Below are 14,670 nucleotides of genomic sequence, written 5' to 3'. Positions count from 1 at the left end.
ACAGAAGATGGCGGTTTTACTGGAACATCTACTGTTTGGGTAAAAGAAAAGATTATTGATAATGTTAGTTCAGGTCCTAACGCTTCACCAAATTATCCTATACCAAGGGAACCGGAGCTCAACAAAGCGATGCTGATTGCGTCTATAGAAAAGTTCACAGCGAAGGTAAGTGGAGCTATTATTGGGGATAAGCCAGGGCAATATCCAGCAATTGCTGTAGATGCACTGTGGAGAGCGATTGATAAAGCTAATGAGGTTATAAAGAATGTTTCAGCAACACAAGTAGAAATCGATAATGCACTGGCGAAGTTGAATCAAGCATTTAATGACTTTGAAAGCCAAATTATCAAACATTCTGTAAAAATCGCGTTTAAGGATACAGCTAACCATTGGGCTGAACAATATATTAATAAAGCGATTGAGATTGGATTGTTTAAAGGATATAGCGACGGGACATTCCGTCCGTCGCAACAAATTAGCCGTGCGGAATTTATAACGATATTAGCAAGAGTATTGCAATTATCACTTTCCGAAAATGAGGATTTAACATTTACCGACCGCTCACAAATTCCTGCGTATGCGGTCCCTTATATTACGGCAGCTGTCCATGCTCAATTGGTTGAAGGTTATACGTCTGGAACTTTCCGTCCTCAAGTGAGTATAACTCGTGCGGAAGCAGCGGTACTGATCGCCCGTACATTAGATATCAACTCGGCTGAAACTGGTTTATTAGATTTCATTGATGCAGAAGATATCCCACTATGGGCTCAGCCTTCTATACTTGCAATAGTCAAATCCGGTATTATGGAAGGTAGAGATGGAAATAGGTTTGCTCCTCATGCTGGGCTTACGCGTGCTGAAGCAGTGAAACTTATTCTGTCATTGTTTGACTCAGAGCATAAAAGCTATATAGAAAATGAACAGGAATCGCCCCAACTATAGGTGAGTTTAAATCAGAGATACTATCTTACCAGAAAACAAAATAAATCGTAAAACGGTGGTGCAAAGAACTTTTCTGCATCACCGTTTTTCGATGCGGTAATATAGTTAGAGTTACACAGCGTGTTTAACATTGGTACTCAGCATAATTTTAGTTTCCGGTGTCTTAATTTTCAGTTAAGTACCAGGAAAGTTCTAATAAATTTTGTCCATAAGGTTCATATAGTGAACTTTTGACATGAATTTTGTTTTACAGTTAAGTCAGTTTATATAATAAGGTTGTTGAAAAAAAGATGTATCGCGTTAGGTCAGGCATTATTCCTAATCCAATATATTACTGAAAAACGATAAGGATGGAGGAGTATAGATGAAAGTATTTATAACAGGTGCTTCAGGTTATATCGGCGGATCAGTGGCAAAGACTTTGATCGATGCTGGACCCTGGTCCGCAATCAGGAGAAAGTAGACCCACTTCAACAACTAGGTATACACCCAATACTTGGAACCTTGGATGATGCGGATCTATTAATAAAGTACGCACAATTCAGTGATGCTGTTATTCACACAGCGGACTCAGATCACCGGGGTGCCGTGGAGACGTTTATTGGGGCTTTACGTGGTACCGGGAAATCTTTTGTGTATACATCTGGATCAAGTGTGGTAGGTGATGATGCTCGTGGTGATCGTTTGAGCGACCAAATATATGATGAGGAAACACCTTTTGTTCCGATGGATCTTCGTGCGGATCGCGTAGAGATAAGTAAGCTCGTCCGCAAGGCCGGAATTGATAAATGGATCAGAAGTATTGTTATCGTGCCATCTATGATATATGGAGATGCACTTGGGTTGCCTGCAGAAAGTGCTCAGCTGCCGCAGATTATCAGGAAGTCTCGTGAAATGGGGGCAGGCGTTCACGTCGGGCAAGGCGTTAACCGCTGGTCCAATGTCCATATTAAAGATTTGGCACAACTCTACCTGTTGGCTCTTAAGAGAGCCCCTTCGGCATCTTATTTTTTTGCTGAAAACGGAGAGGATTCCTTCCGGGACATTGCGGAAGTGGTCAGTGCAGCTCTCGGTTATCAAGGGAAAACGATAAGCTGGCCGGTTGAAGAGGCGATTGCAGAGCTCGGAGATTGGGCACGGTCCTCCATTGGTTCCAATAGTCGAATACGATCGGTCAATGCAAGGAACTTATTGGGCTGGAAGCCCAAAGAGGAACCATTATTGAGCTGGATTAGGAAACACCTAAAGTAACCAGGTATAGATATGATTTCAACTGTAATTCGTAAGTTTAGGGATGGAGCCTTACCACCTTTGAGCCAACGTGATAGACCGAAAACGTAAGGACAAGCATTTATGGCTTGTCCTTACTTCACAACAAGGCAGAAAGTACAGTTAAATAGTGTAGTTTTATCCTTAAAATGGCTAAGATTCCTGGAGTGTTTGCGTGTAGGATGGAATTGATCAACCATTCCGATGGTTAGTACAGCCATTAGATGAGGGGAGGAGTTAAAACGATCAGGGTAACGGGGGCACGGGATCTTCGTGCTTACTTCGATTCATTACATTTCAAAAAAGAGGTGTTGTTCACGGAAAAGCTAAGTGTTTTTAGGAAGAAATTGATGACCGTGCTAATGACAGGCGGCTTGTTATGCGGGTTGATCTTGCCGATTCAAGCATCGGCAGCCGACCACACGATCGGCTGCTGTTGTTTATTGTTGTAACGGGGAGTCCACCGGTTTGGATCTTGATGAATATCAATGATTATTTTTCACTCTAAACGGCTTGTAGAAGGCACGAATATCCTGGGCCAGAAGCTCGGGTTCTTCCATAGCAGTAAAATGTCCTCCTCGGGGCAGCGAAGTCCAACGAGTTACATTTAGGTTGCGCACAACCCATTCTTTGGGCGGCAACAAGATATCTGCCGGGAATAAAGCGATGCCTGTCGGTACCTCGATATAGCCCAATGGGGGTAAAGAATGAGAATTTTCATAATACATCCGTGCTGACGAACCAATTGTGTTTGTAACCCAGTACAACATAATGTGGGTGATTAGTTCATCCTCGCTGAATCTATTCTGGAGGTTACCATTACAATCGCTCCATGCACGGTATTTTTCAATGATCCAGCCAGCCAAACCTGCCGGTGAATCGGTAAGCCCATAAGCTAGGGTTTGGGGACGTGTCGATTGAAGAGACATATAGCCTCCTTCCTGCGCAATCCATTCCGAAGCGTTTTTCTTGTATCGCAGTTCTTCATCGGACAGCTCTGCCTGATCAGATGAAGTCATGAGATTTCTTATAATGCCGACATCGGTTAGGTGGATTCCGAATAACAGTTCGGGATGGTTTGAAGCTAGGTATCTTGTAACACCGGAGCCAATATCCCCGCCTGCGGCAGCAAATTTATTGTAGCCTAATTCTTCTGTCATTAGCTTAGCCCACATTTCCGAGACGCGAAAATTGTTGATGTCAGGATGTTTGGGGCGGCTCGAGAATCCAAATCCAGGTAATGAAGGGACAATCACGTCAAAAGAATCCTCAGGGCTACCGCCGTAGCTGGACGGATCCGTAAGAAGAGGGATGATCTTTTCGTAACGAAGGTAACTGTCGGGCCATCCATGGGTAAGAATAATGGGAATAGGGTTTGGTCCTTTACCACGCTCATGTACGAAGTGCACGTCGATGCCGTCGATATTGCAGCAAAACTGGGACAAGCGGTTCAGCTTGGATTCTTGGGCGCGCCAATCATAATGGTCCTTCCAATACGAAACAAGCGACTTTAAGTAACTTAATTCTGTGCCCCGTTTCCAGCCAGCGTTTTCTACTTGATCCGGCCAACGAATATGATGCAGTCTGTATTTTAGATCGTCAAGGATCTCGTCGGAGACATGAATATGAAAACGTTCAATAGCCATCGTGGTTTCTTCCTTTTGTTGTTACATCGCCATTATATCCCTCACACTTGTGTGGTACACTGGCATAAATGAAGTATCCAACTATATTATTTGATAGGTGACTGCTATGCCGCAAATAGACCGACATAAAAACCGAACCGTGAACATTGAATTTACCGCAGCGGAGGATTTTAGCATACTTCCTTATCCTGAACGTCTTACACTGATTCTCATTACATCAGGAAGTATGAACGGGACATTAAACGAACGACCCATTTCCATTTTCGCTCCAGGTGTTCTTTGCCGGGCCGAAGATGATAATTTGAAAGTTATTGAGAAACATAACGTTGCCGCACAATCCTTTCGTTTTCATCTCGAATTTCTTAACACCATAACTCTTTACGAAACGCAGGACTACATCCCGACGGGCCCGAGAATACAAACAGGTCTTTCACTTTTTCAAAGAGATGATCCATATACAGCTGTACCCCCTATCACCGAGAAAGCATATCCGCTTCTATTTGAATGGTTTTTTATACTAGTTATGGAAGTGCAGGCGCAAAGTGATGCACGCTGGGTGTGCAGGATAAAAAAATACCTGATCCAAATATTAGGCTAGCTGGAGGATTTGCATCAAAATAGTGAACAATCACCTGTTGATTCGGTGTTAGAATATATACACACAAACTATTCCAGAAAAATTTCTTTGGAAGATCTGACGAATTGCGCTCATATAAACCGTGTGACTCTTAATAAGCAGTTCCAGGAACGATGCGGAAATACAGCAATGGGTTACTTGCTTTCACATCGTTTGAAAGTTGCCTGTGATCTTTTAACTCATACAGGTATGAAGCTTGATGAAATTGCACGCGCTACTGGGTTTGAATATGACACTTACTTTATCAGGCAGTTTAAAGCTAAGAAAGGCATCTCACCTACAAAGTATAGGAACATCACTCGTAAGTTCGCTACTGCTCAATAGAACTGATCTATATGAAGTGAGGTTGATAACAAGTCAATAACTAATCGAACCGACAGGGGATCGAGCCGGAGCGGCTTTCAATACTACCTTTTCTTTCGAATTGGGAAAGTGGTTGGTAATCAAGGATAAATTCTTTATAGATATTAATACTTTAATAGAGAAAACAGACTGTTATCACGAATGGGCAGAAGAATTTGAGAGCAAAAGAAACGCAGGATAATCTTGCATTCTTCGTTAATATTATTTAAACGGAGATCCCTTATTGCTTAAAAAAGATAAGAAGGGAAATACGGTGAAAGTATCGTAAGCGATATCTGAGAAATGAACCTGGAATTTTTAAAGTGGTTGGACTTTCATTTAAGCCGCAAACGACTGAAACTGAATCAGAAAAAACCTTGTCTATTGGCTTTAAAATTGGTGACTGGAATGAACCAGTTAATTTTATCCCTTACTTTCAAACAATTGAACTTGTTCCACCACAAGTACATAGTCGATCTACTCATGACCTACTGCAATGCAGGTCTTTTTTGTGTTTAAAATTTCACTTGTTGGTGAACAATGGAAACCAGAAACCACGCTAGAATACTTGATTAAGCTGGCATATATATTGTTTTAAAGCTAAACAGTCAAAGGATGGTGCGGAAAATGAGTAAAACCCGTTCTGATGCATGGAGCTATCACAATGATCTAACTCTTGCTCAGACCGTGATTAAACACATAACTGACGGTAGTACCCAGCTAAGAGCATTTCAAGAAGTTGGTGAAACCCTAGGTAGAACTGCAGGTGCTTGCGGTTTTCGCTGGAACAGTAACGTTCGTAAAAAATACGCACGTGAAATCCGTATGGCCAAAGTTCATAGACAAGATCGGAAAAATGTAAGGAAAACACAAAATGATATAGGATTTAAGAAACAGAATCAAGAGTTGGATATTAAAATTATGATTTTATCTGTAAAAAACCTAAAAAAGGTCTATGATAAAACTCAATCTCAAATTAAGCAACTAATGATAAATTTAGAAAAGATTGACAAAACCATCTCATCTTTAAAAGTTGAAAGAGAGAAGCTAATATCACTTACAAACAAAAAGGAGGATTCTCCAATCACGCCAAATGAAGATTATCAGGCGCTACTTTCAATTGTTCAACACGCCAATCGTTTGATGAATTCAAATTCAAAAACAAATTTTAAGCAAGAAAAGATAGGTTGAAACAGCGGTTCCTGTTTGTATCGTTAAGCGTAAGAGGATTACATATTATAGACTCTTCTACCTTAACTTAAGAAGTGAATAGTACTAAATTGAAGTATATATAGGTTGATTAGGGACCCCATAACGTGAGACAAATTTAAAAACCTTCAAGAGAATGTAACTATGTCGTAAGATATGGATACATACTTGGAGGTGTTTTTGTGTTGGCGACAAGAGTAAACTACCCTGTAGAAGTGAAGAGAAAAGTCATTGAAATGAGATTAATGGTTATCGTGTGTACGAAGTCTTGGTAGCTTGAAATTGGAATAAACACAGTATGAACGTGGATGAGATGGCACCGAGCCAGAGAATTGCTTCGATTGAAACAGCCTTTGGGTAAACAAAGCTATGTAAAGGACCTGAGCACATCGAAATTGTAGAAACTTAAGGTGGAAAATCGGTTTTTGAAGCGACAACTCAATCTGCTAAAAAAGTACAAGGAAATCCGAAAGAAGGTGTCTCCAAAGATTGTAGTGGAGTGGATGGAGTCTATTCGAGGGGAAGTCAGTGTGACCCAAGCATGTGCATGGATTGGGCTTTCTCGTGTTAAACCTACAAGGTAGCTATCATATATAAGAAGAACACTTGCTAAAGAGCCTATTCGAGGCCGATGCCCCCAGGCAAAAACTCGTTACAGAAATTACGTGTTTGCCGTTTGGCGAAAAATGTTATACCTGTCCGGTATCATGGACTGGTTTAACAGAGAGTTGGTGGCATACAGTATATCTGAAAAAGAAAGACACCGAGTTTGTACTGAACACACTGGGTCAGTTACCCGTTCTACTAGGCACGATGCTGTCATAGCGATCTGAGCAGTGTCTAAACCTGAAAATATAATGAAATATAACAGCTACAGTTAAGGGCCTACGTGTATCACATCTGTTGTTCTACGAAAGTTGTGGAGTATTGGCTGTAACGTATAATGATAACCAGTTATGCAGATAAAACTCGCAATAGGAGGAAAAAGGCAAAATGTTAGAGTTGTCAATCGATGAATCGGAACGACTGAGAAAAGTGGCACATGCATTAGCTTCGGAAGTCCGGATAAACATTTTAAAGCTTTTGAATCACAGCCGGGAAAATATTGTCGATATTGCTGAAAAATTAGATCTGCCTGTATCGACGGTCGCCTTCAATGTTCGGGTGCTGGAAAATGCGGGCATTATCGCGACGGAGGTACTGCCCGCATCCAGAGGCACAATGAAGGTTTGCACACGAACGTTTGATGATTTACGTATGAGTTTGAAATTAACCAACGGAATCTATAGTCCGACCAATCTGCACCAGATTGAAATGCCCGTTGGTTGTTATACGGATTGCGAAATCCATCCGACATGCGGCTTGATCACTGAATCCGGAATGGTTCAACCGCCGGACGAGCCGGCCTACTTTTTTCATCCGAGCCGAATTTCTGCACAGCTGATCTGGTTTTCCCGCGGATATGTAGAATATAAATTCCCTCTGTTTTCAGATAGAGACGTAGACATTAAATCCATTCAGTTTTCGATGGAGCTATGTTCAGAAGCATTTCTTTACGATCATAACTGGCCGTCTGATATTACGATTTGGATCAATGATGTAGAAATCGGAACTTGGACTTCTCCTGGTGACTTTGGGGACCGTAGGGGAAAGCTGAATCCGCCGTGGCTACCTGATAGTCATACGCAATACGGGCTGCTGAAAACCTGGAAAGTTGATAACTCAGGAAGCTTCCTCGACGACGTTGCTGTTTCTGAGGTGAAGCTAGATGATCTCCGTCTGTTCGAGAATAAGTTGATTAGTTTACGAATCGGGATCAAGCCGGATGCAGAGCATATTGGAGGCATCAATATTTTCGGCAAGCAGTTTGGTGATTATGATCAAGATATCATAATGAGAATCATCTATTGAATCATAGCATCCCAAGGATTGTAGGGTCGGATCAAGGGGCTTTTCCTGTACAGGGAAGCCTCTTTTTTATTATTTTGATTTAGGTTTGAAGGTTACGAATTCATTCATTACAAATATTTTGTTTTAATTAAAAAAATGATAAAAAAGTATTGACGAATGGATTTAGATTGTTTAAAGTTTGGTTTATCTTTACCAGTTGTTGCTAAATCCAATAATTAAGAGGGAGAGGAGAGCGGTAACGAGAACACTTAACCAACGAAGAATGTAAGCGGAATTTTGTTTAGTTATATCACTTTATAAGGGGGATTTTTATGAAAACTTCCAAGCTCTATAAAGTCGCATTAGGGATGCTGCTTGTAATGTCATTCGTGTTAAGTGCATGCTCATTAGGCAATGAAGGTAAAACCGACAACGGAAATGAAAACGCTTCAAAAGAGCCGGAAACCGCTCCCGGTGAGAAAGTCACCATCACCTACTGGAACATGTTCGGAGGAGGTGACGGCGTCATTATGAACGAACTGGTGAAAAAATTTAACGATGAACATAAAGGCAAAATCGAAGTGAAGGCATTGACGCAGGATTGGGGCCAGTTTTATACCAAGCTGCAAACCGCAGTCGCAGGTGGCAATGCGCCTGATCTTGCGGTATCCCATACGTCCAAATTAAGCGAGTTGGTAGAACTGAAAATCATCGAGCCATTAGATCCATATATCGATTCGATGGGCATTGATCTAAGCGGATTCAATGAAAACATGGTAAACGCAACGTTATTTAACGATCAGCAATATGCCTTGCCGCTGGATGCTCATCCGCTCATCCTGTATTACAACAAAAAAATATTGCGTGAGTTGAATTTGCTGGACGAAAATGAAAAGCCAATCATTGAACCCGGTCCGGAAGGCTTCAACAACTTTCTGCAAAAAATCAAAGACGGCATTCCCAAAGGTAATGTGAATATGCTGCTCGGCTCTACAGGCGAGGATCCTTACCGGATCTGGTGGGCGCTTTACAACCAGCTTGGAGGAGAGGGCCTGTTTGATGAATCCGGCCAAAAGGTGACGTTAAATAATCCGCAGGGCAAACAGGCTGCAGAATATATTAGCAGCTGGTTTGAGAGCGGCATGATACCAAGAAACCTTCCTAAAATCGGCGAGACATTCCAAGCTGGGAAGGGTGCCGTGATGCCAACAGGAGTCTGGTTTACGAGCACACTGGAAGGAACAAAAGGACTGGAATTCGGAGCCATTCCTTTTCCGCAAATTTATGATAAGCCTGCAACATGGATTGATTCACACAACTTCATATTGCCGGTCCAGAAAAAAGGGCAGGACGAAAGCAAGGTAAAAGCGTCGATCACGTTTGCAAAATGGGTGACAGACAACGCGGCTGAATGGTCCAAGGCCGGACATATCCCACCTTCCACAACGGCTGTTGAGTCAGAAGTGTTCAAAAATATGCCTTATCGCCAGGATTATTTGCAGGCAGGCAACGATGGTGTATATTTGCCAAGATCGCCCAAAATGTGGCCGGCAAAAGACCAGCTTGTGCAGGCATTAGATACGATCTGGTCTGGTAAAGCACCTGTCGATAAAGGATTGGACGCAGCGGTACAAGGCATGGAAAAGCTTCTGCAACGATAGGCTGTTGTATTTGCATCGGAGTTACCGAGGTTGTAACTCCGATGCACTATGGGAGGTTGAATCATGAATCCGGTAACGGTAAAAGATCCTAGTCAGGTTGATATGTCCATAGGCAAGCGAAAAAGAAAGCTGCAGAACGAATTGCTGGCAACCGGTTTTCTTGCCCCATATTTCTCTTTCTTTATTCTCTTTTCGATTGTGCCGATTTTCTACGGACTGTTCGTCAGCTTTCATGATTGGACGCTGATTGGCAAAGAAGGCTTTGTCGGCCTTCAAAATTACCTCTATGCACTGAAAGATTCGGATTTCTGGGCTTCTCTTTGGAATACGACCTACTTCGCCTTAATCTCCACCCCATTTATGATCGTAACGCCCTTCCTGCTTGCCTTAATTCTTGATTCAAAGGTAAAAGGAAAGACCTTTCTGAGAACCGTGTTTTTCATGCCAAATGTATTGTCCGTAGCGGTGGTCAGCTTTGTCTGGATATTTCTTCTTGCGCCTTACTCAGGCTTAGTGAACACGGTGCTGCATAATCTCGGGATTCTCAGCCCGGAATCCGAAATTTTCTGGTTGAATGAACCGCAGCTTGCCTGGATTTCCATCGTGATGATTACGCTTTGGTGGACGCAGGGCTTTAACATGATCGTGCTACTCGCGGGGCTGCAGGATATTCCTGCTGAACATTACGAGGCAGCGACACTGGATGGAGCCAACGCTTGGCAAAGACTCAAATTTATCACATTGCCTGCGATGCGAGGCCTTCTCGTACTGATTACAGTGCTTCAAGTGATAGCGTCCTTTAAAGTTTTTGGCCAGGTATGGCTCGTTACCCGTGGCGGGCCAGGGAATGAAACCCGGACGATGATTCAATACATTTATGAAACCGGCTTTACCGCCAACGATCTTGGATTATCAACCTCGATGTCATTTATTTTCTTTGTCTTTCTGACGGTACTTTCATTCTTACAGTTTAAAATTTTCGGTAAAAAAAGTGACTGAGGTGATGAGGAAATGGGTGATTTCGCTGGCTCCAAACGGTGGACGGGTCCGAAAATACTACTGCACATCATAGCTTACGGTTTGGCAACGATCTTTGTCGTTCCGGTGATCTACATGATATTCACATCTCTAAAACCGCAGGGTAGTGCGATGGGCGATCTGATGGACCGTTTCCTGCCGCCGTTTTCGTTCGAAAACTACGCTTATATTTTTGAGAATGCGCCGGTGATCAAATGGACCATGAACAGCTTAACCATCGCTGTTATTGTGCCTGTACTCAGCTTGGCCATGGCTTCACTGGCCGCATTTGCTTTATCGCGGATCGATTTCAGTTATAAGAAGTTAGCTTTCTGGCTCATTCTCAGTGGAATGATGATTCCCGGCGAAGCGACGATTGTTTCTTTGTATATGGTAGCTAACAGCTTAGGGATTCTGGATTCCTATGCTGCCCTCATTTTGCCGGGTCTCGCTGGACCGCTTGGTGTACTCATCATGAAGCAATTTTTCGACGGGATGCCGAATGAACTGGTGGAAGCTGCGAAAATAGACGGTTGCAGTTTATTTCGGGTGTGGTGGAACATTTTTATTCCATTATCCAAACCGGTGCTGGCTACCTTGATGATCTTTTCTTTCTTAGGCACTTGGAACGATTTCTTGTGGCCGTTTCTGGCAATTCAATCGGAAGATTTGTTTACGCTTCCCATCGGTATCCCGTTTTTCATGAGCTCGTATAACCAGGACGAGACCTTGCCAATGACGGTGAATGCGTATGCTTCGATCCCGATCATTATCATCTTTATCATTTTCCAAAAGTATATCGTCAAGGGTGTTACGTTATCTGGAATTAAGGGTTAAATAAGAAATTACGAATATGATCAGAGGGGTGAGTTGCTGTGTCCAAACGGAGGTGAGCATTTTCGACTTTGAACTGACTAATGAAGAAATGGGGCGCATCCGACGGTTGGACACAGGGACAAGATATTTGGTGAACCCGACCGGCTACATGGTAAACTCGCTGTATGTGAAGCTAATGGCTTTTTGTATGAACATTAAGATCTAAAAAATCCCATCTAGGATAAGCCCCATAAAGACAAGAATGCAGCCGGTCAAAGTGATCGGCTGCATTTGTTCAACTACCTATGAATGATCGGAGGACACGTCCGATGGTTACCGTTTTTCCTTATTTCTTATTCTGTCGGTACTCTGAAGGGGAAACGCCGACGATGGCTTTGAAGACTGAAGAGAAATAGTGCTGGTCTGCGAAGTTCAGTTTGGAGGAGATTTCATTGATGCTAAGATGTGTGTTCAGCAAATATCGCTCGGCCGCTTCAATTTTGTGTTTTCGAAAATAGGCGTATGGCGTAATTCCGTACTTTTCCCGAAACAGCTTGATCAAGTGATTTTTCGAATAGCCGAGTTGTACGCAAAGGTCGTCTAAATCTATTCTATTCTCGATGTTACCGTCCAGACAAAACTTGATCTGCTCAGCTACGGTGGGTGCCCCCTTATGTTCCAATTGGTTCTTTAAGCGCAATACGATTTTCAGTAGAATAACAGTCACTTCGTCAATAAAACCGGAATAGTTAATCTGCCTGGCAGACGAAAGGTTGATCAATTCTTTCATATAGGAAAGAATGTTGCAGTCCTTGATAAGATACGTATTTTCGGGGATATATTGTTTGAATAAAGATTCGGCGAAGTCACCATTAAATATGATCCAAATTTTATTCCATGGGTGCTCTTCGCTGGAATAATAGATGTGATCGCTGTGTTTGGTCAGTATGTAAACGTCGTTTTTCTGAGGATACAACGTTTGTGAATTGATCTCTAGGACGCCGCTGCCGTCGATGATATATTCGAACGAAAACAGGTTCTCGCCGTGTCGTTCAATCCGGTAATTTTTGTCGCAATAAGAGATACCCGACATGAGAACATTGAGTGGAAGCTTAGGGTCATTCAAATGCCAGAAATTGAATATGGTTTCGTGCATGATGATAATACTCACATTCATGATGATTTATCCTATTATAAAGCGCCTAGGTGCATGATAAATTATATCTTGTATGAGACAACATTTAAAGGGAGGGAATAATGTGATTTTACGTGCTCCAGCTGTTCCGCTGATAACCGTAGATCCGTACTTTTCTGTCTGGTCGATGGCGGATAAGCTCAATGAATCGGACACCAAGCATTGGACGGGTAAACCTCACCGGATTACAGGCACCGCGCTGGTTGATGGGAAAGAGTATACATTCATGGGGGTTAACCCGGACAGCCTGATCATGGAACAGACAAAGCTAGATATTCATGCGCTCTCAAGCCAATACCAGTTTGTCTGCAATGAAATTTGTTTAACCGTTACGTTCACGACTCCGCTATTGCTAGATGATTTGAAGCTGACGTCCAGACCGGTATCCTATATTCACGTGCAAACCGAATCGAATGACAAGAAGAAACATGACGTGACGGTTACCATTACGGTAGATGGGGAACTATGCCAAAACATGAAATACGAGTTTCCTACTGTGTACTCGGATATCAGTGAACCCGGTTTTACTTGCGGTAAGGTGGGCAGCAGAATTCAGCATATGTTAACTAGAAGCGGGGACGACCTCAGAATTAACTGGGGTTACGTATATCTGGCATCAAACCATAGTCGAGCTGCAGTAACCGCTGCCGAGGATGTAAACGTCTACGGGACAATAAATCATACTATGCGGCTGTCTATTGACCTGGATACGGATCAGGACGTAGAAGGACTATTTGCAGTCGCATATGACGATATAAAATCGATCGAGTATTTTCACCAACCGCTTGATGCCTATTGGAAGAAAGACGGAGAAACGATCGAAGAGGCGATCAAGCAGGCGCTGGACGAATACGATACGTTGCATGAGAAATGTGAGCAGTTTGCAAAGAAATTGTATCAAGACGCCGCGGAATCCGGAAGTGAAAAGTATGCAGACCTGGTATCCTTGGCCTACCGGCAAGCTATTGCCGCACATAAAATCGTTGCGGGTCCTGAAGGAGAAGTGTTGTTCGTCTCCAAGGAAAATTTCAGTAATGGTTGCGCCGCCACGCTCGATGTAACTTACCCGTCCATCCCTCAATTCCTGCTTTATAATCCCGAGTTGGTGAAGGGGATGCTACGACCGATTTTCAAGTACGCTTCAACCGATATTTGGTACTATGACTTTGCTCCCCACGATGTGGGTACCTACCCTCTTCTGAACGGACAGGTATATAGCAATGGAACTACGCCCAACTGGCAAATGCCGGTTGAAGAATGCGGAAACATGCTGATTTGCGTCACTGCCGTCGCGATTGCGGAGCAGGATGTATCGTTTGCCCAAGAGAATTGGGGATATCTTGAAACATGGTGCAATTACTTGATCAAAAACGGCATCGATCCGGATAATCAGCTGTGTACAGACGATTTTGCAGGTCATTTGGCTCATAACTGTAACCTGTCGCTCAAAGCGATCATGGGGATAGCCAGCTTCTCCATCTTGAACCACATGGCAGGAAACGGAGAGAAGGCGGAGGAACTCATGGAGATCGCCCGATCGATGGCGGAACAATGGAGGTCCATGGCCGCAAATGATGATGGTACGTTCCGCCTGGCATTCGACCGTCCCGGCACTTTCAGTATGAAATATAATGCCATCTGGGCTCGAATCTTCGGTCTGAACTTATTCCCTGATGATACGTTTAAGGCAGAGACGCAGGCCTATATCGAAAAGCATTCGGGACCCTACGGCCTGATGCTCGATAACCGCGATACGTATACCAAATCCGATTGGCTTGTGTGGAGCGCCGCATTGTGTGAGAGCAAGGAGGATTTCAATGCCATTATTGATCTCTTATGGCTTGCTTACGACCAGTCGCAGAGCCGTGTCCCAATGACTGACTGGTATTCAACGACCGATGCGAAGATGGTCGGTTTCCAGAACAGATCGGTACAAGGTGGGGTGTTTATCAAGATGCTAATGGATAAGGAAATTTGTAGTTTCAAGCGTAAATTCGAGGATGAAAAAGAAGTGAAATCGATCTAAATTTGCAGCCCCGTAGGATG

Annotated in this window: 13 protein-coding genes; 11 read left to right on the top strand and 2 right to left on the bottom strand. The window is 43.1% G+C overall.

Annotated elements, in window-relative coordinates; all coding sequences use genetic code 11:
* The 3 genes from J7E85_RS03695 to J7E85_RS03685 all read left to right on the top strand — a co-directional run.
* Window positions 1–942, top strand: a 942-nt coding sequence (locus J7E85_RS03695; RefSeq protein ID WP_215155075.1) for an S-layer homology domain-containing protein, incomplete at its 5' end; no start/stop codon positions are given.
* Between the two features lie 504 nt (window positions 943–1,446).
* Window positions 1,447–2,193, top strand: coding sequence for an NAD-dependent epimerase/dehydratase family protein (locus tag J7E85_RS03690; protein WP_251035433.1), 747 nt, complete (start codon window positions 1,447–1,449; stop codon window positions 2,191–2,193).
* A 242-nt stretch (window positions 2,194–2,435) separates the two neighbouring features.
* Window positions 2,436–2,663 carry a hypothetical protein gene (locus tag J7E85_RS03685; protein ID WP_215155073.1) on the top strand — a complete coding sequence of 76 codons (228 nt, stop codon included), beginning with the start codon at window positions 2,436–2,438 and terminating at the stop codon, window positions 2,661–2,663.
* Between the two features lie 33 nt (window positions 2,664–2,696).
* Here J7E85_RS03685 and J7E85_RS03680 read toward each other — a convergent pair whose 3' ends face one another.
* Complete coding sequence (locus J7E85_RS03680; protein WP_215155072.1) at window positions 2,697–3,857, bottom strand: epoxide hydrolase family protein; 1,161 nt, start codon at window positions 3,855–3,857, stop codon at window positions 2,697–2,699.
* Window positions 3,858–3,996: 139 nt separating this feature from the next.
* On the opposite strand from J7E85_RS03680, the gene J7E85_RS33815 reads away from it, so the two are divergent.
* The 7 genes from J7E85_RS33815 (at window position 3,997) to J7E85_RS03650 (ending at window position 11,450) form a co-directional block, all read left to right on the top strand.
* Window positions 3,997–4,455 carry a hypothetical protein gene (locus J7E85_RS33815; RefSeq protein WP_251035432.1) on the top strand — a complete coding sequence of 153 codons (459 nt, stop codon included), beginning with the start codon at window positions 3,997–3,999 and terminating at the stop codon, window positions 4,453–4,455.
* 9 nt (window positions 4,456–4,464) lie between these two features.
* The gene (locus J7E85_RS33810) at window positions 4,465–4,818 is read left to right on the top strand and encodes a helix-turn-helix domain-containing protein (protein ID WP_251035431.1); all 354 of its coding nucleotides are present in this window, start codon (window positions 4,465–4,467) and stop codon (window positions 4,816–4,818) included.
* Window positions 4,819–5,463: 645 nt separating this feature from the next.
* On the top strand, window positions 5,464–6,027 hold the full coding sequence (locus J7E85_RS03670; RefSeq protein ID WP_215155070.1) for an RsfA family transcriptional regulator: 564 nt from the start codon (window positions 5,464–5,466) through the stop codon (window positions 6,025–6,027).
* A gap of 1,011 nt (window positions 6,028–7,038) precedes the next feature.
* Window positions 7,039–7,956 carry an ArsR/SmtB family transcription factor gene (locus J7E85_RS03665; RefSeq protein WP_215155068.1) on the top strand — a complete coding sequence of 306 codons (918 nt, stop codon included), beginning with the start codon at window positions 7,039–7,041 and terminating at the stop codon, window positions 7,954–7,956.
* Window positions 7,957–8,267: 311 nt separating this feature from the next.
* Window positions 8,268–9,596, top strand: coding sequence for an ABC transporter substrate-binding protein (locus J7E85_RS03660; RefSeq protein WP_215155066.1), 1,329 nt, complete (start codon window positions 8,268–8,270; stop codon window positions 9,594–9,596).
* 63 nt (window positions 9,597–9,659) lie between these two features.
* Complete coding sequence (locus J7E85_RS03655) at window positions 9,660–10,595, top strand: carbohydrate ABC transporter permease (protein ID WP_215155064.1); 936 nt, start codon at window positions 9,660–9,662, stop codon at window positions 10,593–10,595.
* 12 nt (window positions 10,596–10,607) lie between these two features.
* Complete coding sequence (locus J7E85_RS03650) at window positions 10,608–11,450, top strand: carbohydrate ABC transporter permease (RefSeq protein ID WP_215155062.1); 843 nt, start codon at window positions 10,608–10,610, stop codon at window positions 11,448–11,450.
* 325 nt (window positions 11,451–11,775) lie between these two features.
* On the opposite strand, the gene J7E85_RS03645 is transcribed toward J7E85_RS03650, so the two are convergent.
* On the bottom strand, window positions 11,776–12,606 hold the full coding sequence (locus J7E85_RS03645) for an AraC family transcriptional regulator (RefSeq protein WP_215155060.1): 831 nt from the start codon (window positions 12,604–12,606) through the stop codon (window positions 11,776–11,778).
* An 82-nt stretch (window positions 12,607–12,688) separates the two neighbouring features.
* Here J7E85_RS03645 and J7E85_RS03640 point away from each other — a divergent pair, with 82 nt between their 5' ends.
* Entirely contained in the window at window positions 12,689–14,650 is a 1,962-nt protein-coding gene (locus J7E85_RS03640) for a glutaminase domain-containing protein (RefSeq protein WP_353049457.1), read from the top strand.
* Window positions 14,651–14,670: the final 20 nt, after the last annotated feature.

Source organism: Paenibacillus sp. ISL-20 (genome assembly GCF_018613005.1).
GTDB lineage: Bacteria > Bacillota > Bacilli > Paenibacillales > Paenibacillaceae > Paenibacillus_AQ.
Note: the sequence above shows the minus strand (reverse complement) of the source record. Positions and strands in the feature narration are given on the sequence as shown.